The 23,221-nt window shown below is 72.0% G+C and carries 17 protein-coding genes; 13 read left to right on the top strand and 4 right to left on the bottom strand.

The genetic code is table 11. The features are described from left to right. The first annotated feature begins 51 nt into the window (after positions 1-51). From hpf to POL25_RS00945, 8 genes are all read left to right on the top strand, one after another. Positions 52-729, top strand: a complete 678-nt coding sequence (gene hpf, locus POL25_RS00980; RefSeq protein WP_272083803.1) for a ribosome hibernation-promoting factor, HPF/YfiA family — start codon at positions 52-54, stop codon at positions 727-729. Between the two features lie 68 nt (positions 730-797). Further along, entirely contained in the window at positions 798-1,829 is a 1,032-nt protein-coding gene (hprK, locus tag POL25_RS00975) for an HPr(Ser) kinase/phosphatase (protein WP_272083801.1), read from the top strand. Between the two features lie 2 nt (positions 1,830-1,831). Beyond that, the gene (rapZ, locus tag POL25_RS00970; RefSeq protein WP_272083799.1) at positions 1,832-2,710 is read left to right on the top strand and encodes an RNase adapter RapZ; all 879 of its coding nucleotides are present in this window, start codon (positions 1,832-1,834) and stop codon (positions 2,708-2,710) included. Further along, positions 2,703-3,131: a PTS sugar transporter subunit IIA gene (locus POL25_RS00965; protein ID WP_272083798.1), complete on the top strand. Its 429-nt coding sequence runs from the start codon at positions 2,703-2,705 to the stop codon at positions 3,129-3,131. The genes rapZ and POL25_RS00965 overlap by 8 nt, the downstream gene beginning before the upstream one ends. Further along, positions 3,128-3,403, top strand: coding sequence for an HPr family phosphocarrier protein (locus POL25_RS00960; protein WP_272083797.1), 276 nt, complete (start codon positions 3,128-3,130; stop codon positions 3,401-3,403). Before POL25_RS00965 ends, POL25_RS00960 begins: the two co-directional genes overlap by 4 nt. Then, a complete protein-coding gene (gene ptsP / locus POL25_RS00955) occupies positions 3,400-5,223 on the top strand; it encodes a phosphoenolpyruvate--protein phosphotransferase (protein ID WP_272083796.1) in 1,824 nt (607 codons plus the stop codon). Before POL25_RS00960 ends, ptsP begins: the two co-directional genes overlap by 4 nt. 20 nt (positions 5,224-5,243) lie before the next feature. Further along, on the top strand, positions 5,244-6,101 hold the full coding sequence (locus POL25_RS00950; protein ID WP_272083794.1) for an alpha/beta fold hydrolase: 858 nt from the start codon (positions 5,244-5,246) through the stop codon (positions 6,099-6,101). Between the two features lie 63 nt (positions 6,102-6,164). Further along, on the top strand, positions 6,165-9,194 hold the full coding sequence (locus tag POL25_RS00945; protein ID WP_272083792.1) for a beta-propeller domain-containing protein: 3,030 nt from the start codon (positions 6,165-6,167) through the stop codon (positions 9,192-9,194). A 101-nt stretch (positions 9,195-9,295) separates the two neighbouring features. On the opposite strand, the gene POL25_RS00940 is transcribed toward POL25_RS00945, so the two are convergent. Then, complete coding sequence (locus POL25_RS00940) at positions 9,296-11,491, bottom strand: hypothetical protein (protein WP_272083791.1); 2,196 nt, start codon at positions 11,489-11,491, stop codon at positions 9,296-9,298. Between the two features lie 165 nt (positions 11,492-11,656). Here POL25_RS00940 and POL25_RS00935 point away from each other — a divergent pair, with 165 nt between their 5' ends. Together POL25_RS00935 and polA are read left to right on the top strand one after the other, a co-directional pair. Beyond that, positions 11,657-13,798 (top strand): bifunctional serine/threonine-protein kinase/formylglycine-generating enzyme family protein, encoded by a 2,142-nt coding sequence (locus POL25_RS00935; RefSeq protein ID WP_272083789.1) that lies wholly within the window; start codon positions 11,657-11,659, stop codon positions 13,796-13,798. A 308-nt stretch (positions 13,799-14,106) separates the two neighbouring features. After that, on the top strand, positions 14,107-16,887 hold the full coding sequence (gene polA / locus POL25_RS00930) for a DNA polymerase I (protein WP_272083786.1): 2,781 nt from the start codon (positions 14,107-14,109) through the stop codon (positions 16,885-16,887). 12 nt (positions 16,888-16,899) lie between these two features. Here polA and POL25_RS00925 read toward each other — a convergent pair whose 3' ends face one another. After that, complete coding sequence (locus POL25_RS00925) at positions 16,900-17,289, bottom strand: hypothetical protein (protein ID WP_272083784.1); 390 nt, start codon at positions 17,287-17,289, stop codon at positions 16,900-16,902. A gap of 64 nt (positions 17,290-17,353) precedes the next feature. Here POL25_RS00925 and POL25_RS00920 point away from each other — a divergent pair, with 64 nt between their 5' ends. Together POL25_RS00920 and POL25_RS00915 are read left to right on the top strand one after the other, a co-directional pair. Then, complete coding sequence (locus POL25_RS00920; protein ID WP_272083782.1) at positions 17,354-18,589, top strand: tRNA nucleotidyltransferase/poly(A) polymerase-related protein; 1,236 nt, start codon at positions 17,354-17,356, stop codon at positions 18,587-18,589. 108 nt (positions 18,590-18,697) lie between these two features. Next, entirely contained in the window at positions 18,698-19,546 is an 849-nt protein-coding gene (locus POL25_RS00915) for a hypothetical protein (RefSeq protein WP_272083780.1), read from the top strand. Positions 19,547-19,642: 96 nt separating this feature from the next. Here POL25_RS00915 and tsaB read toward each other — a convergent pair whose 3' ends face one another. Next, positions 19,643-20,380 carry a tRNA (adenosine(37)-N6)-threonylcarbamoyltransferase complex dimerization subunit type 1 TsaB gene (gene tsaB / locus POL25_RS00910; RefSeq protein WP_272083778.1) on the bottom strand — a complete coding sequence of 246 codons (738 nt, stop codon included), beginning with the start codon at positions 20,378-20,380 and terminating at the stop codon, positions 19,643-19,645. Next, the gene (rseP, locus tag POL25_RS00905) at positions 20,380-22,008 is read right to left on the bottom strand and encodes an RIP metalloprotease RseP (protein ID WP_272083776.1); all 1,629 of its coding nucleotides are present in this window, start codon (positions 22,006-22,008) and stop codon (positions 20,380-20,382) included. The genes tsaB and rseP overlap by 1 nt, the downstream gene beginning before the upstream one ends. 300 nt (positions 22,009-22,308) lie before the next feature. Here rseP and POL25_RS00900 point away from each other — a divergent pair, with 300 nt between their 5' ends. Further along, positions 22,309-23,127: a PA14 domain-containing protein gene (locus POL25_RS00900; protein ID WP_272083774.1), complete on the top strand. Its 819-nt coding sequence runs from the start codon at positions 22,309-22,311 to the stop codon at positions 23,125-23,127. The last annotated feature ends 94 nt before the right edge of the window (positions 23,128-23,221 follow it).

Raw genomic sequence — 23,221 nt, 5'->3', positions numbered from 1 at the left:
AAGACGCCGGCCTTCGGCCGGAGCCAAACCCACCAAGAAGGTGCCCGATCGATGCAGACTCACTTCGTTTTCCGCCAGATGGAGTCTTCCACCGCCCTGCGCGGCTACGCCGAGGAGCGCCTCGAGAAGATCAAGCGCTACTTCGCCGAGCCGTTGCGGGTGAGCTGCACGTTCACCGTCGACAAGGTGATGCACATCGCCGCGTTCGACGTCACCCTGCGCAACGGCCTGCAACTGCACGCCCAGGAGTCGACCGAGAACATGTACTCGTCGGTCGACATGGCGCTGGCCAAGATGGAGCGGCAGGTCCGGCGCTACAAGGCGCGGATCAAGCACCATAAGGGCAATGAGGGCCGCTCGGCCAAGGTCCGCCTCGGGGTCATCGCCGCCGAGAGCATGGTCGACCAGATCGTCGAGGAGGAGGACGCCGCCGCCGAGGCCGCCGCCACCGTCGCCGCCCTCAGCAACGGGAACGGCAACGGTCACGCCCACGCCCACGCCCACGCCAAGCCGGACTCCCGCCCGGTCGTCATCCGCCAGACCGAGTTCACGACCGAGCGCATGACCGTCGAGGGCGCGATCATGCAGATGAACCTGCTTCACAAGCAGTTCTATGTGTTCACCAACGCCGGCTCCGGCGAGATCAACGTCGTCTACGTGCGCGAAGACGGCAACTACGGCCTCATCGAGCCCAACGAGGCCGAGGCCGAGGCCATCGCCGCGACGTGACCGGCCCCGCAGGCGCGCCCCGCGGGCCCTCGCGCCCGCCGGGCGGCCCCTGCTAGACTGCGCTCACCATGCGCAGAGATGCCTCGATCGAGGTCGGCAAGTTCCTCGACGCCACCGCCGAACCGCTCCAGTTGACCTTGCTGTCCGACTGGGGCGAGCTCGACCGCAAGATCACCAGCATGCGGATCCAAAAGCCCGGCCTCGCGCTGTCGGGCTTCGTCAAGCACGTCTTCCCCGACCGGATCCAGGTGCTCGGCCTCACCGAGATCGACTACCTGCTGAGCTGCTCGCCGGACCAGGCGAGGGCGGGGCTCGAGGCGTTCTGCAGCAAGCCGCTGTGCTGTCTGGCGATCTCCCGCGGCCTCGACCCGCCCGATTTCCTGATGGAGGTCGCCCGTCGCCACGGCGTGCCGGTGCTGCGCAGCCCGATGATGAGCTCGGTCTTCATCTCGCGACTGACGCGCAAGCTCGAGGACCTGCTGTCGCCGCGCGCCACCATCCACGGCGTCCTCATCGACGTGCTCGGCGTCGGCCTGCTGCTGATCGGTCGCAGCGGCGTCGGCAAGAGCGAGGCGGCGCTCGACCTGATCCTCAAGGGCCACCGCCTGGTCGCCGACGACATCGTCGAGGTCTCGGTGCGTCCGCCCGACACCGTGTGGGGCGCCGCGCTCGAGATGCACCAGCACCACATGGAGATCCGCGGCCTCGGGATCCTCAACATCACCCACCTGTTCGGCGTCGCCGCCGTGCGCGACAACAAGAAGATCGAGGTCGTCGTCGAGCTCAGCGAGGCCCAGGAAGAGGACTACGACCGCCTCGGCACCGAGCCGCAGGTGTGGCCGATCCTCGGCGTGGATGTCCCTCTGGCCAGGATCCCGCTCCGACCCGGGCGCAACATCGCCTCGCTGATCGAGGTCGTCGCTCGCAACCAGGTGTTGAAGTTCCGCGGCCACGACTCGGCGCGCGAGTTCCAGGAGAAGATCAACGCCCGGATCGCCGCCAGCGCCCGCGGCGCCAACATCCGCTCGCCCGGGGCCGACGTCCCGGTGCCCACGCCGCGCGCCAATTCGGGCGCCGTGCCTTCTCCCGAGGTCGAGTAATCGTGGAGCTGCTCGTCGTCACGGGCATGAGCGGGGCGGGCAAGTCGACCGCCCTCGCGGCGCTGGCCGACATCGGCTTCTACTGCGTCGACAACATCCCCGTGCTGCTCCTGCCGCAGCTCGTCGACGTCCTGGCCGCCGAGGAGACCCCGCGGCGGATCGCCGTCGGCATCGACGCGCGCGAGGTCGGCCACCTCGGCGGCTTCGCCAGCGTCCACCTGCAGTTGGTCCAGGCCGGGCATCGCGTCGAGATCCTGTTCCTCGACGCCCCCGACGACGTGCTCGTGCGTCGCTTCGCCGAGACCCGCCGGCGTCACCCGCTCGGCGAGCTGCCCGACGCGATCACCGACGAGCGCGCGGGCCTGCGCTCGCTGCGGGCCCGCACCACCGCCACCATCGACACCGGCGGCCTGCGGGCCCGCGAGCTGCGGCAGATGATCCGCGACCGCTACAGCGCGGCCTCGGTGCTGCACCTCGTGCTCACCTCGTTCGGCTTCAAGACCGGCCTGCCGAGCTTCGCCGACCTCGTGTTCGACGTCCGCTTCCTCGCCAACCCCTACGACGTCGCCGCCCTGCGCCCGCGCACCGGCCTCGACGCCGAGGTCGCCGCCTTCGTGCTCGGTCAGGGCGACGCCACCGCGCTGCTCGACCACCTCGAGGGCCTGCTGCGCTTCGTCGTCCCGCGCAGCGTGCGCGAAGGGCGCTCTTACCTCACCGTTGCGCTCGGCTGTACGGGCGGGCAGCATCGTTCCGTGGCTTTGACGGAAGCCCTCGCTGAACGGCTGTCCGCGGGCGAACCGCTGTCGCGGCCGCCGCCGCAGCTCATCATCCGCCACCGCGACCTCCCGGAAGCGGCGGCCAAGGAGTCGGTCCATGCCTGAGCAGGTCGGCATCGTCCTCGTGGGACATGGTCGCAGCGCCAGCGTCTTGCTGGAGGCCGCGCGCGGTGTGTGTGGCGAGTCGGGCCTCGAGGGCGTCATCGCCGTCGACGCCGGTCGCGGCGAGACCGACGATCTCAAGACGCGGCTCAAGGCCGCGCTCGTGGCAGCGGACCGCGGCCGCGGCGTCCTCATGATCGCCGACGCCTATGGCGCCAGCCCGTGCTCGTGCGGGATCCGCGAAGCCACCGCGCCGCCGGTCGTGCTCAGCGGGCTCAGCTTCAACGTCCTGCTCAAGCTCGCCAGCCTCGACCGCAGCGAGCTGTCGCCCGAGGAGCTCGCGCGCACTTGCGCCGACTCCGCCCGACGGGCCCTCGCCGTCCATGTCCCGTCGCCCGCGCCCGCCAAGGAGAGCACCGCATGAGCAAGCAGATGCAGGGTGAGTTCGAGATCGTCAACAAGCTCGGTCTCCACGCCAGGGCCGCGAGCAAGCTGGTGAACCTCGCCAACAAGTTCAAGTCCGACGTCTGGATCGCGCGCGAGGGCACCGAGGTCAACGCCAAGAGCATCCTCGGCGTGCTCATGCTCGCGTGCGGTCAGGGCAGCCGTGTCATGCTTCGCGTCGAGGGTGCCGACGCCACGCCGGGCTTCGACGCCCTGAGCAAGCTGATCAAGAGCGGGTTCGGAGAGCTGTGAACGACGGAGCGGAGAGCGCCGCTTTCTCGGGCCTGTTTCGCCAGGTCGATGTCGGCCTGCGCCGCGAGATCGACGGCGCCGCCGCCAGCCCCGGGGTCGGCATCGGGCCGGCTTATGTCGTCGACCGTCGGCGCGTCCACGTCCTCCACACCCACATCGACCGCGACCGGGTCGAATCCGAGATCGAGCGCCTGCACGAGGCCCTGCGCGCGTGTCGGCAGCAGATCGAGGTCGTCAAGAGCAAGCTCCCGCACGGCGAGCACCGCCAGATCCTGAAGGCGCAGCAGATGATCCTGCGCGACCCGGACCTGATCCAGCGCACCGAGACGCTGATCCGCGAGGACCTGGCCAACGCCGAGTGGGCGCTCACCACCGTCACCGACCAGATCCTCGAGGTCCTCGGCCACGCCGACGACAACTACATCCGCGAGCGCGGCAGCGACCTCACCTACCTGATCGAGAACGTCCTGCAGGCGCTGCTCGGCGAGCACGGCGATGAGATCGATCCGCCGGCCGGTTCGGTGGTGGTCGCCCAGGACCTGAGCCCCGCCGACACTGCCCGCATGCACCGCTGCCAGGTCGCCGGCCTCGTGACCGGCGTCGGCGGCAAGACCTCGCACAGCGCCATCATGGCGCGCTCGCTGCAGATCCCCGCGGTCGTCGGCGTCGACGACGTGCTGGCGGCGGTCGACGCCGGCGACCTCATCGTCGTCGACGCGGTGCGCGGGCGCATCATCGTCCGGCCGACCCCCGAGGAGGTCGCCCACTTTCAGGCCGAGCGCGACCGCCACCTCGCCTTCGAGCAGAAGATCCGCAAGGAGCACGCCTTCCCGGCGGTCTCGATCGACGGCCTGCACGTGCGCGTGCGGGCCAACATCGCCATCTCGGAGGAGCTCGACCTCGCCCTGCGCCACGGCGCCGAGGGCGTCGGCCTCTACCGCAGCGAGTACATGTTCATGAACCGCGACACCCTCCCGAGCGAGGAGGAGCACTACCGCATGGCGAAGCACGTCCTGCGGCGGTGCGCCCCGTACACGGTGGTGTTTCGCACCTTCGACCTCGGCGCCGACAAGCCGACCAAGCTCCTCGAGATGGAGGACGAGCGCAACCCGGCGATGGGCATGCGCTCGCTGCGGCTCGCCTTGCGCGAGCGCGACATGTTCCTCTCCCAGCTGCGCGGCTTCTTGCGCGCCGGCGTGCACGGGCCGCTGGCGATCATGTTGCCGCTGGTCGGCGGCGTCGACGAGCTCGGCGCTGGCCTCGACGCGATCGAGGAGGCCCGCGATCAGCTGGCCACCGCCGGGGTCGCGCACGCCGACGACATCGACATCGGCGTCATGATCGAGACCCCGGCCGCCGCGCTGACGGCCGAGCACTTCGCCAGCCGCGTCGATTTCCTCAGCATCGGCACCAACGACCTCATCCAGTACACGCTGGCGATCGACCGCGAGAACGAGGCCGTCTCGTACCTCTACCAGCCGATGCACCCGGCGATCCTCCGCCTCATCAAGGAGGTCGCCGAGGCCGGCGCGCGCAACAACGTGCCGGTCAGCCTGTGCGGCGAGATGGCCGCCGACCCGCGCTACACATGGGTCCTGCTCGGCCTCGGCGTCGCCGAGCTGTCGATGCACCCGAGCGCCATCCCCGTCATCAAGCACATCATCCGCTCGTCGAAGACCGACGACATGAAGGCGCTGGCCCAGCGCGTGCTCAAGGTCGACTCCGCCAGCGAGGCCGACGAGCTGGTGCTGGCGACCATGCGCGCCCGCTTCCCCGAGCACCTGCGTCACGGCTGCAGCGAGGGGGAGGGCGGGCCGTGAGGGCCCCGGGCTATCGGCCCGTGATCTCCGACCGCTCGCGGCTGGTCTCGCTCGACTTCGGCCGCCTTTACCTCCGCGACCTCGGCCCCGACGGTCCGGGCGCCGGCCCGCCGCTGCTGCTGATCCACGGCCTCATGGTCTACGGCTACGCGTTCCGGGCCCTGGTCCCCGAGCTGGCGACCTCGCGTCGCCTGCTGATCCCCGACCTGCCCGGCGCCGGCGACAGCGATCGTCCGCCGCCGGTGCACTGCGCCGACTACAGCCCGACCTGGATGGCGCGCGTGCTCCTGGCGCTGCTCGACCACCTCGGCCTCGACCAGGTCGACGTGCTCGGCCACAGCTGGGGCGGCGCGATCGCGGTCTGCCTGGCCGACGCCGCGCCCGAGCGGGTGCGCCGCCTCGTCCTCGTCGACGCCACCTGCTTCGCCATGCCGCTGCCGCTCGAGGGTCGCCTGGCGCTCGTGCCCGGGCTCGGCCCGTATGTCTTCAAGAACCTGTACCGAAGGCCAGCTCTGGCCCACTACCTCGCGCGCGCGCTGGCCGACCCGCGCCTGCTCGGCGACGACGACCTCGACCTCTACTGGGACCGGCTCGCGCGCACCGGCGGGCGCGAGGCGGCCTACGCGATGTTGACCCAGCTGGCCAACGACGGGCGCATGGCGGCGATGTTGCCGCGGCTCAAGGCGCTCACGTGTGACACGCTCGTCATCTGGGGTGAGCGCGACGCCATCGTCCCGCGCGACCACGCCGAGCGCCTGCGCGACGCCATCGGCGGCGCCGCCCTGGAGTGGGTCGACGGCTGCGGCCACGCCGTCGCCGAGGAGCGGCCCGCGGCGCTCACGACGCTGGTCCGTGGGCACCTCGGCGCGTCGGCCTGATATCCTTCGAGGGTGTCTGCGTCACGCCCCGGCCGCGCGCGATGGTTCGCGTTGGGGTGCCTGTTGCTGCTCACGTTATTCGCCCCGGTCGCGACGGCGGGCACCCGCGATCAGCGGTGGCGTACCCTCGAGACCGAGCATTTCGTCATTCACTACTACCAGGGTAGCGAGGTCGCGGCCGAGCGCGCGGCGGCGACGATGGAGCGGGCCCACTCGCGGCTCGCCCCCGACCTCGGACACAGCCCGTACCTGCGCACCCAGGTGGTCCTCACCGACGACACCGACTCCGCCAACGGCAGCGCCTCGGTCGTCCCGTACGCGCATGTCAACGCCAACGTCACCGCGCCCGAGTCGATGTCGGTGCTCGAGAGCTACGACGACTGGCTCGACGTGCTGCTCACCCACGAGTACACGCACATCGTCCACATCGACACCATCCACGGCGTCCCGCGGCTGGTCAACGCGCTGCTCGGCTTCGGCGTGCTCGGCAAGGTGTGGCCGCCCAACGGCGCCCAGCCGCGGTGGTTCATCGAGGGCCTGGCGACCTACGAGGAGTCGCGCCTGTCCTCGCAGGGCCGCCACCGCTCGGCCCAGTTCGACACCATGATGCGCATGCACGTGCTCGAGCACGGCTTCCAGCCGATCGATCGCGTCTCCTCGCCCGGCACCATCTTCCCCAACGTCACGACCGTCTACCTCTACGGCCTCCACCTCGTCGACTACATCGGCACCCGCTACGGCCACGACAAGCTGCGCGAGCTCAGCCACACCTACGGCGGCCAGGCGGTGCCGTACGGGATCCACCGCGCCGTCTCCAAGGTCCTCGGCGTCACGTTCGAGCAGCTGTGGAAGGAGTTCGAGCTCCACATGACCCGCCGCTTCGAGGCCCAGGCGCGGGCGATCCGCGGCCGGGGCATCCGCGAGGGCCGGCGGCTCACCTTCACCGTCGCGTCGGAGGCCAGCAACGCGTTCACGCGGCGGCCCTTCTGGTCGGCCGACGACCGCATGATCTATTTCTACGACGACGACGGCCACTCGAACCCGGGCATCCGCCGGATCTCGAGCCGCGGCGGACGGATCCGCGAGGGCGTCGGCGTCGGCCGCCAGGGCCAGAGCACCGACATCGAGCGCGTCGTCGAGGTCCAGGGCGCGACCTCCGGGTCGTTCCTCCCTGGCGGCAAGGACATCGTCTTCGAGCAATGGTCGCTGCACGACCTGCGCTACGCCTGGAACGACCTCTACCTGTGGCACGGCCAGCCCGGGGCCCCGAACGCCCGCCAGGGCCCGGCCGACACCGAGCAGCTGACCTTCGGTCTGCGCGCCCGCGACGCCCAGGTCGCGCCCGACGGCCGCACTGTCGTGTTCGTGCGCAACGACGTCGCCCAGTCGCGCCTGGCCTTCCTCGACCTGCACACCCGCGAGGTCACCGAGGTCGCGCCGGTCGAGCGCACGCAGCAGGTCTACACCCCGCGCTGGTCGCCCGACGGGCGCAAGGTCGCCTACTCGATGCACCGCGCCGGCGGTTATCGCGACCTCTACGTCTACGACCGCGAGGCCGGCACGCACACGCGGGTGACCGCCGACCGCTGGATCGACACCACCCCCGCGTACTCGCCCGACGGTCGCTGGCTGCTCTTCACGTCCGACCGCGACCACGTCCTCAACGTCTACGCGATCGACCTCGCTACCGGCCGCACCCACCAGGTCACCAACGTGCTCGGCGCCGCCTTTGACCCGGTCGTCAGCCACGACGGCACGCGGATCGCCTACATCGGCGCGAGCTCGACCGGCTACGACCTGTGGGTCATGAAGTTCGACCCCTCGAACTTCCTCGAGCCGCTGCCGACGGTCGACGACCTGCCCGTGGCCGACGAGCCCGACCCGCCGTTGCCCGAGGATCGCGGGCGCCCGGCCAGCGCCCGCAGCAGCCGCTACAAGCCGATCCGCACCATGTTCCCGCGGGCCATCGCCCCGGCCTCGCTCGACTTCGGCGGCGCCGGCCAGGGCCTGGAGCTCGGGGCCAAGCTCGAGATCGCCGACGTCGTCGGCTACCACCGCCTCACCGGCGTGTTCCGCCAGTTCGTCGATCACCAGCAGCCGACCGGCTCGGTCGAGTACACCTTCGCCCGCCTGGTGCCGACCTTCCGCTTCGGATTCCGCCGCGACTTCCGCATCCACGACAGCACCCAGCGCTACAGCTACGACAACATCTCGGCCGACGGCAGCTTCCAGCCCTACGCGCAGAAGGGCTACCGCGAGCGCCAGACGTCGGTGCGCGCCGGCATCGACGTGCCCATCGTGCGCCACGCGATCCACAACGCCAGCGCCAGCCTCGACTACGTGTTCACCCGCTTCCGCGACCTCGACCGCGACCGCGAGCGGCTCGACCCCAACGCCCCCGCGACCACCCCGCCGGCCGCCGGCGACCTCGGCCGCGTCGACCTCGAGCTGCGCTACAGCAACCTCCGCAGCGTCCGCCACGGCTACCAGGAGGAGACCGGGCGGGCCGCGAGCGTGCGCCTGTCGGTCGTCGATCCGCACCTGGGCGGCCAGTACGGCGACATCCAGGTCGGCGCCGCCTACACCGAGCGGATCCGGATGCCGTGGCGCGGCCACCAGGTGCTGGCGCTGCGGATCGGCGGCGGGGCCTCGGCGGGCGGCCTCGGGCGCCTCGGCGGGTTCCGCCTCGGCGGCCTGCGCGACCAGCCCGACGTCATCCAGTCGTTCCTCCGCCGCGAGGCGTTCGGCGAGGCCGGCTTCCTGCGCGGCTTCGCCTGGCGCTCGCTGCCCGGCGACTACTACGCGGTGCTCAACAGCGAGTACCGGATCCCGCTGGTCGACGTCGAGCGCGGCATGAGCTCGCTGCCGCTGTACCTGCGCCGCCTGACGACGATCCCGTTCGCCGACGTCGGCATGGCCTGGACCGAACGCCTCAGCCGCGACGCGCTGCGCTGGAGCCTCGGCATGTCGCTCGTGTTCAGCTTCCGCATCGGCTACCGCGAGACCATCGACCTGTTCTTCACCTACGCCCACGGCTTCGCCGGGCGCGGCGACGTCAACTACTTTCGGGCCCTGATCGCCCGCAGCTTCTGAGGCGGCGAGAGGGACATGTCTTCGGGGGCATGTCCGATACGACATGTAAAAAAGGCCATGCTCCGAAGAGCATGGCCTTTTCGACATGTCTCAGGGGACACTCAGGGCCGCAGCGACGTCCCGGTCGGGTCGTCGAGCACGCTCGGCAGCTGCGGGCCGCTCGCCGCCGGCTCGGGCTCGCGGCGGGTCGGCGTGTGCGCCAGCGGGCGCGGGGCCTCGATCGACTCTTCGGCGGCGGGCCTGGCCTGCGCGGGCGCGGGCGCCTCGGGCACCACCGCGGGCTCGACCGGCGTCGCCGCGATCATCGGCGCCGGGGCGGGGGCGGGCGCGGACTCCATCTTCTTGTTGGGCGCCTGGAACCGCAGCGGCTGCGACGGCACGGGCAGGGGCGACATCGGATCGCCGCGGCCCTTCCAGCGGGCCAGCGCCGCCATCACCCGCTCGTCGCGGCGCTGCGCGAGCTCGCCCTGCGGCTTGCCGTCGGGTCCGCCGAGCAGCTCGCCGACGATCAGCTCGGTCACCAGATCGGCCGGATCGTCGGCCGCGTGGTCGAGCACCCGGCCCTCGTAGCGCGGGCGGTCGCGGTCGATCGCCGCGGCCGCGGTCGCCCCGCGGATCGCCGCCACCGGGTCGCGCAGGCCGGCCTCGATCGAGTCGGCGTGGCCCCGTCGCACCCGCAGCCCGGCCACCGTCGCGCGCACCCGCGGGTCGAGCCCCGCGTCGACCGCCAGCGTCCGCAGCAGCTGATCGTAGGCCTGTGGGTCGGCCGCGGCCAGGCGCGAGCGAGCCGCCAGCGCGTAGTCGCCGAGCGGGCGGAACACCAGATCTTCGCCGTGCTCGACCGCCACGCTGCGGTCGTGGATGGCCGCCTCGACCTCGCGGCCGTCGAGCTTGACCAGCGCGCACGCGCCGGCCGGCGTGGTCGCCAGCCACGTCCACACGTGCGCGCGCAGGGTCGGCGAGTCGGCGCGCAGCAGCGTCCCCAGCGCGGCCGGGCTGGCCCCGGCGAGCGCCTTGTCGATGCGCACCAGCTCGCGCTCGGTCAGCAGGTCGACCGCCTGCGCCTGGGCCACCGCCTCGAGCGGCCGCCGCGGCAGGCCCGAGCGCCGGATCGCCTCGTCGGTCGCCAGCACGCCCGCGCCGCTGACCTGGCGCGACTGGGGCTCCGCCTCGTCGGCCGCGGTCTCGAAGAAGTAGGCCATGTCGGCCCACGAGAACTCGCGCAGCGACGCCCGCGTGCGGTCGAACTGCAGCGCCGGCGCGGCGCCGAGGCCGGCCGCGCAGCTGCTGCCCGCCGTCGGCCGCGGACCGGACGCTTCTGCCAGCAGCTCGTCCTCGGCCTGGGCGGCCTTGCGCCGCGACTTCTTCGAACCGGTCTTTTGGACCATGTCCGAAGAGTCAGCCTTCGCGGCCACCACCGACTCGGGCTCCGGCGCTGGCGCCGGGGAGATCGGCTCGCGCGTGACCACGGCCGGGGTCGGTCGACCGGGCGCGCTCGCGTCGATCTTCTTGCGCTCCACCTCGCTCGTCGCGCCGTGGAGCTCGCCCCGCGCCGGGCGGGCAGCCGTCGTCTCGGCCGCCCGATCGCTCGGCGCCGCCCCGCGGATCGCGGTCTCGCCCTGGGCCGGACGCGCCGCCGTGCGGGTCTCGGCCTGCCGATCCCCGCGGACTGGCTTGCGACGGTACAGCTCGCGCAGCGCCGCCGCGTCGCGGCCGTCGATCACGCCGGCGCGGTTGTTCGCGGCGCTCGTGGTGCGCTGGCCCGGGTCGCGGCTGTCGGTCATGACGGCCTGCTTGCCCGCAGTTCCGCCGCTCGCGGTGCGCTGGCCGGCGTCGCGGCTGGCGGTCGCGGCGGTCTGCTTGCTCGCCGGTCCGGTGCTCGCGTCGCGCTGGGTCGCCGGTCCGGTGCTCGTGGCGCGCTGGCCCGCCGCGCCCGTGCTCGTGCGGGTGCCCTTGCTGGTCGCCGGTCCGCGTCCGTCGACCGCATCGGCCCGTGGCTTCGTCGTCCCGTTCGCCGGCGCCGCCGTGCCCGATCGCACATGCGCCGCGGTCGGCGGGTCACCTGGCTTTTTCACCATGTCCTGACGGCCAGCCGACGCCGCCGCGGCCGGCCTGGCCGGGGTCGCGGTCGTCGTCGCTGGCCGGGCCTGCGCCGGCCGCTGTGGGCTCGGCGAGGCCTTCGCGGCCGGTTGTGCGGAACCGCGCGTCGCCGTCGTGGCAGTGCTGGCGGAGGCCGGAGGCGCGAGCAGGGCCGCGAGCAGGGCGGTGCAGACGAACAGCGACGGACGGGCGGACATTGGCCGGACCCTACGAGTCCGGGCGGCGGAGGGCAAAAAAAGGGCAGGCTGCCGCGACAACCGCCGCGGTGCGCGCCGCGCGACGCTGGCGTACAATCGCGCCGCTGATCATGCACATGCCTGCGCTCGATCCAGACCGTACCGCTGCCCGTAAAGAGAGCCACCATGGCTGAGGCGGTGGACCGATTCGGGCTCGTCGGCACCCTCGTCGCCGACAAGTATTCCATCGAGCGCGTGGTCGGGGAGGGCGGCTTCGGCATCGTCTACCGGGCCAACCATCGGATCTGGGACGAGCCGGTGGCCGTCAAGTGCTTCACCGCGCTGTCGAACGCCCCGGTCGAGATGCGCGAGGAGCTGCTCGAGGCGTTCGTCCGCGAGGGCAAGCTGCTGACCGCGCTGTCGAGCCGGACCACCGGCATCGTCCAGGCCCGCGACATCGGCACGCTCACCACCCCGAACGGCGTGTGGCTGCCGTACATGGTGCTCGAGTGGCTCGACGGTCGCCCGCTCGAGGCGTGGATCGGCCACGACACAGGCACGCCGCGCTCGCCCGAGCGCAGCGCGCTCGAGACCTTCAACCTCATGGACGGCTGCGCCCGCGCGCTCGCGCTGGCCCACGGCCGCGGCGTCGCTCATCGCGACATCAAGCCGGCCAACTTCTTCGTCCTCGGCGACGCGCTGGCCCCGGGCGTCGTCATCAAGGTCCTCGACTTCGGCATCGCCAAGGTCATGCAGAGCCAGGCCCGCACGGCGATGCAGGCCACCGGCACCCAGATCTCGAGCTTCACCCCGACCTACGGCGCGCCCGAGCAGTTCGACCGCAGCTACGGCGCCACCGGCCCGTGGACCGACGTCTATCAAATGGCGCTCGTGCTGGTCGAGATCATGCGCGGCGGCCTGCCGGCGCTCGAGGGCGAGCAGTTCATCCAGTTCGCGTTCGCGACCCAGAACACCCAGCGGCGCCCGACCCCGCGGACCTTCGGCATCACCACCTCCGACGCCGTCGAGGCCGTGTTCCAAAAGGCGCTCGCGGTCAAGGTCGTCGACCGCTACGCCAACATGGGCGAGTTCTGGACCGGCCTCGCCGCCGCGCTCGAGCTCAAGGAGTACCCGGCGATCCAGGCCGCCGAGACCACCATCGGTCAGACCGTGGTGCCCGACGGTCAAGGCGGCCCGCTCAAGACCCGGGGCTCGGGCGAGCTGCTGGCGCAGCAGCCGGTGATGACGATGTCGGCCCCGCCGACCCCGGTCTCGCCGCCGGTCCCTTCCACCGTCGTCACCCCGCCCGCGCCCACCGTCAAGCCGATGGCCATCGGCGCGATCGCGGCGGTCGTCGGCGCCCTCGTGGCCATCGGCGCCGCCGTGTTCATCGCCACGCGCGGCGGGGGCGAGGCCGAAAAACCGCCCGAGCCGCCGCCCGCCGAGACCAAGGTGGTCGACGCGCCCAAGCCCGAGGTCAAGGTCGAGCCGCCCAAGCCGCCGACCTCGTGCCCCGAGGGCATGGTGTTCGTCACCGGCAAGAATTTCTTCATGGGCACCGAGTCGGAGAAGCCGGTGCTGGCGCTGGCGCGGCCGCTGCACAAGGTCGAGATCCGGCCGTTCTGCATCGACGTCTACGAGGTCACGACCGAGAAGTACGAGACCTGCTCGGACAAGGGCGAGTGCAAGCGGGCCTACCGCGACAGCTTCTGGCCGCAGGGCTCGAGCAAGCGGGCCGACTGGGACAAGGCCAAGGCCGCCTACACGACCCTGTGCAACGCCGGCGTCGAGGAGCGCAAGCAGCACCCGATCAACTGCATCACCTGGGCCCAGGCCGACGAGTACTGCCGCGTTCACGGCGGGCGCCTGCCGAGCGAGGCCGAGTTCGAGTTCGCCGCCCGCGGCTCCGACGGCCGCGTGTTCCCGTGGGGCGACGGCGCCCCCAGCCCCGAGCACCTCAACGCCTGCGGCACCGAGTGCGTCGCGTGGCGCAAGCAGAAGGGCCTGCCGCCGGTCGAGCCGATGTACGCCGCCGACGACAAGTTCGTCGGCACCGCGCCGGTCGGCAGCTTCCCCGGCGGCAAGACCGAGAACGGCCTGTTCGACCTCGTCGGCAACGTGTTCGAGTGGACGGCCGACCGCTTCGAGCGCTACCCGACCACCGAGGGCGAGCCGGCCCCGCCGATGCCGGGCAACAACCGGGTGATCCGCGGCGGCGCCTTCAACAGCTCCGAGCCCGAGCACTCCGACCCGGCGCTGCGGTTCCCCAACGACGCCGACGCCCACACCCACGGCATCGGCTTCCGCTGCGCCGCCGACCCGCGCTGACCCGCGCCTGTCCCCAAGGACAGGTCGCCTGGACCTGGCCCTGAGGACAGGTCGAAAGGCCGAGCCCGCTCGCATCACATGTCCCGGAGGACATGTCGACGCAGAGCCGCCGCGGACGAGGTGGCCATGGGTCGGGATCCTTTCATGTCGCTCGCGGCCGAGGTCGCCAAGCACCTGCCCCGAAGGACAGGTCGTGCGCTCCCCCGCGGCCATGACGTGCGCCGACGCAGATCGGCTCCGGCGCCGCGGATCGCCGCGCGCGCCGGGACCGGGTCGACGGGCGGCGCGCATGTGGTAGAACCCGCTGCGTGAGCACAAACGCGCGTCCTCAAGGCGGCCCTGGCAGCGTCTTCCTCATCGACGGCAACAACTTCATCTTCCGCGCCTTCCATGCCATGCCGAGCCTGAGCGCCCCGGGCGGCGCGCCGATCAACGCCGTGCACGGGTTCGTCCGCATGATCCAGGCCATGCGGAAGGAGTTCCAGCCCGAGGTCTTCATCGCCGTGTTCGACCACGCCGAGAAGAGCTTCCGCAACGAGCTCTACCCCGCCTACAAGGCTCACCGTCCGCCGATGCCCGAGGACCTGGTGCCCCAGATCCCGCTGGTCCGCCAGGCGACGGCCGCGCTCGGCCTGCCGGTGATCGAGGTCGCCGGGGTCGAGGCCGACGACATCATCGGCTGCTACGCCCACGCCGCGCAGAAGGCCGGGCGCTCGGTCGTGATCCTCTCGACCGACAAGGACCTCATGCAGCTCGTCGACGCCGGCGACGATCAGCGCAAGCCGATCCTCATGTGGGACTCGATGAAGTCCAAGCTGATCGGCCCGCCCGAGGTCGTCGAGAAGTGGGGCGTGCCGCCGACCAAGCTGGTCGACCTGCTCGCGCTCACCGGCGACAGCTCCGACAACGTGCCCGGCGTGCCCGGCATCGGCCCCAAGACCGCCGCCCAGCTGCTCGAGGAGTTCGGCGATCTCGAGGGTCTGCTGAACGGCGCCGCCAGCATCAAGCAGGTCAAGCGCCGCGAGGCCCTGCAGGAGCACGCCGCCAACGCGCGCCTCAGCCGTCAGCTCGTGCAGCTGCGTTGCGAGGTCCCGCTGCCGCGCCCGCTCGACGAGCTGGTCGACCGCGGCAGCGACCAGGCCACGCTCGAGGCGTTCTTCGGTCCGCTCGGGTTCAAGAGCCTGCTCGGCCTGCGCGGCAAGGCCATCGAGCACAAGCCGCCCGAGGGCCCGCTCGAGCTGCGCCCCGGCGCCCCGCTCATCCTCGACAAGTCGCGCTACCAGACGCTGACCAGCGAGGCCGAGCTGACCGCCTACGTCGACGCCGCCCTGGCCCACGGCAAGAGCCTGGCCCTGCAGATCGTCGTCGACGTCGCCGACTCGATGCGGGCCGCGCTGGTCGGCGTGGCCCTGGCGCCGGGAGGCGAAGGCGCGCCGGCGCCGGCCTACCTGCCGGTCGCGCACGAGGGCGACGCCTTGCTCGTGAAACATGTCGCCAAGGACATCATCACCGCCCAGCTGCGGCGGCTGATGGCCGGCGCGCTGCCGCTGGTGGCCCAGGGGTCCAAGTTCCAGGCCATCGTCCTCCGCCGCCACGGCGTCGAGCTCGGCCCGCTGGTGATGGACCCGAAGCTGGCCTCGTACACCCTCGACCCGGCGCGCGCGTCTCACAACCTCACCGAGCTGGCCAAGGACCTGTTCGCCTACACCGCCGGCGTCCAGGAGGACGTGCTCGGCAAGGGCAAGAAGGCCGTCACCTTCACCCGCGCCCCGGTCGATCGCACGATGGCCTACGCCTGCGAGCGCGCCGAGCTGGCCTTGAAGACAGGTGAGCACCTGCGCCCGCAGCTCGACGAGTCGAGCGCCCTGCGGTCCCTGTTCGACGAGCTCGAGATGCCGCTCGTGCGCGTGCTGCAGCGCATCGAGGAGACCGGCGTGCGCGTCGACGCCGAGGTCCTCTCGAAGCAGGGCGAGGCCATGGGCGTCGACATCGCCGCGCTGCGGGCCCAGATCGCCGAGCACGCCGGCTACGACCTCAACCCCGACTCGCCGACCCAGCTGCAGAAGCTGCTGTTCGAGGACCTCGGGCTCGAGGCCGGGCGCAAGACCAAGACCGGCTACTCGACCGACGCCGCAGTGCTCGAAGAGCTCGCCGCCTATCACCCGGTGGTCGGCCTCATCCTCGAGTACCGCGGCCTCACCAAGCTCAAGGGCACCTACCTCGACTCGCTGCCGAACGAGATCAACCCGGTCACCGGTCGCCTCCACACCAACTTCCGCCAGGCCGTGGCCCAGACCGGCCGGCTCTCGAGCAAGGACCCCAACCTGCAGAACATCCCGGTCCGCAGCGAGGTCGGCCGGCGCATCCGCGAGGGCTTCGTCGCCGGCCCCGGCAAGCTGCTGGTGGCGCTCGACTACTCGCAGATCGAGCTGCGGATCCTCGCCCACCTCTCGGGCGACAAGAACCTGGTGTCGTCATTCCACGACGGCGTCGACGTCCACCGCCGCACCGCCGCCGAGGTGTTCGGCGTGCCCGAGCCCGAGGTCACCGGCGAGCAGCGGCGCATCGCCAAGGCCGTCAACTTCGGCGTCATCTACGGCCAGTCGGCGTTCGGCCTCGCGCGCCAGCTCGGCATCCCGCGCGGCAAGGCCGGCAGCTACATCAAGGTCTACTTCGAGAAGATCCCTGGCGTGTCGCGCTACATGGAGGATCTCATCGACCTCGCCAGCGCGCGCGGCTACGCCGAGACCATCTTCGGTCGCAGGCGGCGGATCCCCGAGCTCGCGCGCAAGGGGGCCGCACGCGCCGCCGGCGAGCGGGTCGCTCGCAACACCCCGATCCAGGGCAGCGCCGCCGACATCATGAAGCGGGCCATGATCGCCGTCGACGCCGCGCTGGCCGACAAGCCGTGGGTGCAGATGCTGCTGACCGTGCACGACGAGCTCATCTTCGAGTGCGAGGCCGGCCGCGTCGAAGAGCTCATCGCCCTCGCGCGCCCGCTGATGGAGGGGGCCGCGGGCGACAAGCTGCAGGTGCCGCTGCACGTCGACGCTGGTCAGGGGCCCAACTGGGCCGCCTGCAAGGGCTGAGCGGGCGGCGTCCTATGCCGCGGCCATGTGGGCCTCGGCCTCGACGGTGGCGATGAAGCCGTCGGGGTCGTGGAGGGACAGGTAGAGCTCGCGGCAGCGCCACGGGAACGGCGCGCGGACGCGCTGGGGGCGGTTGAAGTGGACGCAGACCACCCCTTCGAGCGAACCGACGAGGCCCACGCGGCCGCGCGCGCCGAGCCGCAGACCGAGGCCGCTCCACCACGGCCAGGTCGAGCGGCTGACGTGCTCGATCTGCTCGAGCGCGAAGCTGCCGCGGAACAACACCCCGAACTCGACCTCGACCCGTCCGCCGCCGATCCGCACCGCCGCGCGCTCACCCGAGGCCCGGAGCGGGAAGAGCAGGGGTCGGAGGAGGGGCGTGATCCGGATCGGGAAGTCCATGGCCACGGTCAACCATAGCACCCCGGCGTGCGAACCCGGCCGCGTGAGTGATAACGTCGGTGGCATGACCCCCACGCCTTCGCAGGCGGCGGCCCTGCTGCGCGCCGCGCCCATCCCTGCCGCGCTCCGTGAGATCGCCCAGATCCTTCATGACGCCGGACACGAGGCCGTGCTGGTCGGCGGCGCCGTCCGCGACGTGCTCCTCGGCCGCACTCACGGCGACTGGGACCTCGCCAGCAGCGCCACGCCCGAAGAGGTCCAGACGCTGTTCAAGAAGACGATCCCGACCGGCGTCGCGCACGGCACGGTGACCGTCATCCACGGCCGCGGCGACGCCCGGATCCTCGCCGAGATCACGACCTTCCGCGGCGAGGGCCGCTACGACGACGGCCGGCGCCCCTCCGAGGTCCGGTTCCTCCGCGACCTCCGCGAGGACCTCGCGCGCCGCGACTTCACCATCAACGCCTTCGCCTGGAACCCCATCCGCGAGATCTTCACCGACTGCTTCGACGGCCTCGGCGACCTCGGCCGCGGGGTCATCCGCGCCGTCGGCGACCCGGCCCAACGCTTCCAGGAGGACGGCCTCCGGGCCATGCGTGCGGTCCGGCTGTGTGCTGTCCTCGAGTACAGGCTCGACCTCGACACCGCCGCGGCGATCGGCGGCGCGCTCGACGTCCTCGACAAGGTCAGCCGCGAGCGCGTCCACGTCGAGCTGTTCAAGCTGCTGGCGGCCGCGCGCCCGATCCTCGGCCTGCTGCCGATGGCCGAGACCGGCATCTGGGCCCGCGTGCTCGCCCCGCTGAGCTTCGAGGAGCAGTCCGCGGCGATCGAGCATGTGGACCGCATGCCGCGCGACCCGGTGACCCGCCTGGCCCGACTGCTGTGGCCGCTGCGCGGCGAGCGGGGGACGATCGAGAAGATCATCGACGACCTGCGCCCGAGCCGGGACGAGCGGGCGCGGGTCCTCGCGCTCACGAACCCGGCGCTCGAGCCGCTGGCGCGCTCGCACGACCCGCTGCTGCTGCGGCGCACGCTGGCCAAGCTCGGGCGCAAGTACGCCGCCGACGCCGCCGTCGTGCACGCGAGCGAGTGGGCCCAGGCGGTGACGATCGAGGAGGCCATCCGCGGCGCACCGCTGGCCGTCGGCGAGCTGGCCATCGGCGGCGACGACCTCGTGCGCGAGGGGCTGGCTACGCCCGGTCCCAAGCTCGGCAAGACGCTCGTCGATCTGCTCGACTGGGTCCTCGAAGATCCGCGTCGCAACACCGTCGAGCAACTGCTGGCCCACCTGCGCGGCTGAGCGACGACGGCGTCACTCCGACATCGCGCGGTCGGCCGGCGCAGTCACGGCCTGCGGCGACGCGCCGCCGGCTGGCGCCCTCGCGTCACCGGCGGTAGGCTGGTGGGCATGCGCGGTGTCCGGGCGGTCGCCTGTGGGCTCGTGGTGGCGCTGAGCGCCAGTTCCGTCGCGGCGCGGCCGGCCGAGGGCCCAGTCCACGAGAGCGTGCTGTGGAGCGACAACCTCACCGGTTACGCCGACGAGCGCGCCGCCGAGGGGGCCCACGCCAGCGCCGCCGAGTTTTACTTCCGCGCGCACGATCGCCTCACGGGCAGCGCCGCCCCGCAGCGGTTCCTCGGCAGCGCCCACGAGCCGCTCGAGAAGGGCGTGCAGGCGGCCGCCGAGGCCCAGGCCGACGATCCTTCGCGCACCGACCTGCTGTGCGCCGCCGACCTCCGGCTGGTCCGCCACGCGCGGCTGCTCGAGTCTGCCGGCGTGCTCACGCCCGCGGCCGTGGCCCTGCTGCGAGGCGCCCGCGTCCGCGTCGACGCCCGCCTGCGCGCTGCCGGCTCGGTGTGCACCGGCCCCGCGGCCCCGGCCCCCGCCTCGGTCACGCTCAGCGCGGTCATCGCCTATCCCGAAGGACATGTCTTCTCCGACCGGATCCTCGAGCCAGGCGCCCTGGCCCGCGCCGCCCCGCTCGATACTCCGTACGTGCCCGCCATCCCGCCGCGCTCGGGCAAGCGGGGCAAGCTGTGGACCAACCTCGGCGTCGCCTTGATGGCCGGTGGCCTGCTGGTGGTCGGCCTCGGCGTCGGCATGGCCGGCCGCGAGCGCGACGCCTCGGCCGCGCTCAGCATCGTCACCGGGGCGACGGCCTTCACCGCCGGCCTGCCGATGCTCATCATCGGCGACCAGCGCCGCCGCGCCGCCGCCGCGCTGGCGATCGGCGGCCGCGGGCTGTCGGTGGCGTTCTGACGCCCGGGGCGGGCGACGCACGCAGCGCATGTTCTCGAGGACATGTCCACGAGACCATGTGCGAAGCGACATGCTCGATCGAGCATGTCCGTGCGGTCATACGAACGGCGAGCGGTACGGCGGGCGCTTGGGCGTGTTGAGCCCGAGCTCGGCGTAGCTGGCGCGCAGGTAGACCGCGTCGACGGTGGCGACGTCGACCGGCGCCTCGTGCAGCGCCGCGCGGGCGGCCGCGGCCCACAGCCCGGGCGCGTCGGCGCCGGGGACCGCCAGCGAGCGCGCGAGCAGCTCGGAGGGCAGGGCGGAGGCGACCGCTACGCCGGGGCCGACCGCGCGCGCCTCGGCGACGAACGCCGGCGGCAGCTCGGCCAGCACCTGCTCCAAAGGACAGCAGCGATCCTCGCTCAGCCGCTCCGGCCCCGCGTCGCCGAGCTGAAACGCGGCCGCGTAGACATCGCCGCGGCGGGCGTCGAGCAGGGCCAGGACCGACCCGCGGACGCGCTCGGCACCGGCCACGATCGCCAGCGTGCTGAGGCCGAACAGCGGGCAGCCCAGGCCGAGCGCCAGCCCCTTGGCGGTGGCCAGGGCGACGCGGCTGCCGGTGAACATCCCGGGCCCGAGGCCGCAGGCGATCGCCCCGAGCTCGCGCGGCGCCACGCCGGCCGCTGCCAGCAGCGCCGAGATCCGGGTTGCCAGCTCGGCCGAGGCCGGGCGCCCGCGATCGTCATGCGTCGCCTCCGCCACCGCGTGCGCGCTGCCGGTCGCGGCGTCGATGTGACCGACCGCCAGCGCTGTCCGCGGCGTCGAGGTGTCGAGCGCGAGCAGCCAGGTCGTCACTAGTCCATCCAGAAGCGGGTGATGTCGTTGCGCAGGGCGATCAGCAGCAGCACCAGGATGATCACCAGGCCGACGGCGCTGGCCACCTCGCGCGCGCGCTGACCGAGCGGCCGGCGACGCAGCGCCTCGAGCGTGAAGAACATCAGGTGCCCGCCGTCGAGGATCGGGATCGGCAGCAGGTTGACGAAGCCGAGGTTGATGCTGAGCAGCGCCATCAGCAGCAGGAACTGACCCGGCCCTTGCTCGGCCGCGGTGCCGGCGACGTTGAAGATCCCGACCACGGAGCTGAGCTCGTCGACCCCGCGCTCGAGCGTCACCATCTGCCGCAAGCTCGTCCACATCATGCCGAGCATCGACAGCGTCTCGTCGATCGCCGAGCGCACGGCGTAGGTGACGCGGCCGCGGATCGGCTCGGGCGGCGGCACCTCGCGCTTGGCGTACGGATCGGCCCCGAAGAACAGGTAGCTGCGCTCTTGCTTGTAGATCCCGCGGTGGGTGCGGACCTCCTGCTCGACGCGGACCGTGCGCGGCGCCTCACCAGGCGACTGCACGCGCAGGTCGAGCGGCTTGGTGCCCTGACGATCGAGCATCACCGCGACCGTCTCCCAGCGGGTGACCGGGCGATCGTCGACCGCGAGCACGCGATCGCCGGGTGCGATCCCGGCGCGCGCCGCCGGCGAACCGGACGCGACCGTGCGGACGAACGTGTTGGCCGGCAGCAGGCCGGTCGCGCCGCCCTCGTGACGTGGCAGCAGCCGCGCGTGGTGCGACGCGTACCACCAGTACGTCCCGAACTCGCTGCGCACCGGCACCGCGCGCAGGTACGTCAAGCGCAGCAGCGCCGTACCCTGACGCGTCAGCTCGCGCTCGAGATCCTCGACCGTGGCGATCGGCTCGCCGTTGATCGACGTGATGATGTCGCCGGTCTGCAGGCCCTGCTCGTGCGCCGCCGAGCGGGTGTCGACGATGCCGATCTGCGGCGCGTACACCCACGGGAACACGCCCAGCATGCCGCGGGCCTCGGGCTCGTCGACGGCGTTCTTGACCACGCTGCGGCGCGGCGTGACGAAGCGGTCGAAGCGGACCCCGTCGCGCTCGATCTGCAGCTTCACCTCACGGTCGGGCGCCGCTCGCACGTGGTCCTGCATCTCGCCCCACGAGCGGATGTCGGTGCCGTCGATGGCGACGATCCGATCGCCGGACTGCAGCTCGCTGGTGGCCGCGGCCGAGTCGTCGAGCACGGTGCCGATCACCGGCGGCGGGATCACCGTGTGCCCGAGGTAGAACGTGAAGTAGAGCAGCAGCGGCAGCAGCAGGTTGAACAGCGGCCCGGCGCCGAGGACCAGGTAACGCGCCCACAGCGGGCGGTTGCGCAGCGCCCGGTGGGCCTCGTGCGGCGCCAGTGGTTCGTCGGGTGACTGGCCGAGCAGCGTCACGTAGCCGCCGAGCGGGATCGGAGCGATCCGATACTCGGTCTCGCCGAGCTGGACTCGCACCAGCGCCGGGCCGAAGCCGAGCGAGAAGCGCACGACCTTGACGTCGACCAGCTTCGCGGCCAGCAGGTGGCCGAGCTCATGCACGAAGATCAGCGGGCCGATCAGGAGGATGAACGCCAGGAATTGCGTCATCGGCCGCCTCCGCGGCGTTGTCCGGCGCGGTCGCGCCCGGCTGCCTCCGTCCTGGACATGGCTGACTGTGGATACTCGACCCGGGGCTCCTGGCCGAGCACGAGAGCAGTGATGCGGCTCACAGGTCGCACTGCGGCGCTGGGGTCGCGCGGACCCCGAACGTTTTCGCCACCGCGAATCAATACAGGGCCGTACACTCCCGGCGCGCAGACTCCCCGTTCTCGCGGGCCCATACCCGCCTGAATCCCTGCGCCGAAGGCGTCGTCACAGGCGCCACGTTCTGACCTCCAGAGGATTTTCATGCTTCGCACGTCCGTGATCCTGGTGGCGAGTTTTGGGCTGCTCGCTGGTTGTGCCTCTTCTTCGGCGAACGCGCCGCAATCGAACTCTCCCGACGCCGGCAAGGTGGACTACGACGTCGGCACGCCCAGCGGCGGCAACGGTGGCAGCAGCACGCCGGCCGACGGTGACGGCAGCGAGCCGGCCATCAAGGGCCGCGACTCCACCACCACGCGCGGCGCCTCCGTCGGTCCCAAGGTCGTCAAGCGCATCGCGGCGAGCAAGCCGCCCAAGGCCGAGGAGCCCGAGACGCCCGCGCCGGCCAAGCCCAAGCCGGGCCGCGTCGTCAGCCCCAACGGCCTGCTCGGCGAGGCCTTCACCATCCCGGCCACCACCGAGAAGCTGCCGGACTTCGCCGGTCTCTCGCCGTCCAAGCTGTTCATCGCCAACGGCCTCGACGCCTCGGCCGCCGCGCCCGTCGCCGGCCTGCCGAAGACCGTCGCCGCCCCGGTCGCGCTGCGCTTCACCGGCACGGTCAACGTCGTCAACGCCGCCGAGTACAAGCTGTGCACGTCGAGCGACGACGGCAGCCAGCTCTACATCGAGGACACGCTGATCGTCGACAACGACGGCGTCAAGACCGAGGCCGGCGAGGTCTGCGAGCTCGTCAGCCTCGACGCCGGCGAGTACAAGCTCGAGCTGCGCTCGTTCCACACCGCCGCCCCGATCGTGGTCGGCCTCTCGTGGGCCGAGGGCAAGGACGGCACCCCGTCCGCGATCCCGCTCAAGAGCCTCTACAAGCCCGACGGCGCGGACGCCCGCGTCAAGGCCGGCAAGTAGGCAGCCGCTCCGCGCAGGTCCTCGGGGCATGTCCCCGGGGACCTGGAGCGAAGGACATGTTCGAGAGGACATGTCTCCGAGACCATCGAGGCAG

The organism is Nannocystis bainbridge, assembly GCF_028368995.1.
Classification (GTDB): domain Bacteria; phylum Myxococcota_A; class Polyangia; order Nannocystales; family Nannocystaceae; genus Nannocystis; species Nannocystis bainbridge.
The sequence above is the reverse complement of the archived record's forward strand: the minus strand, read 5'-3'. Positions and strand labels throughout refer to the sequence as shown.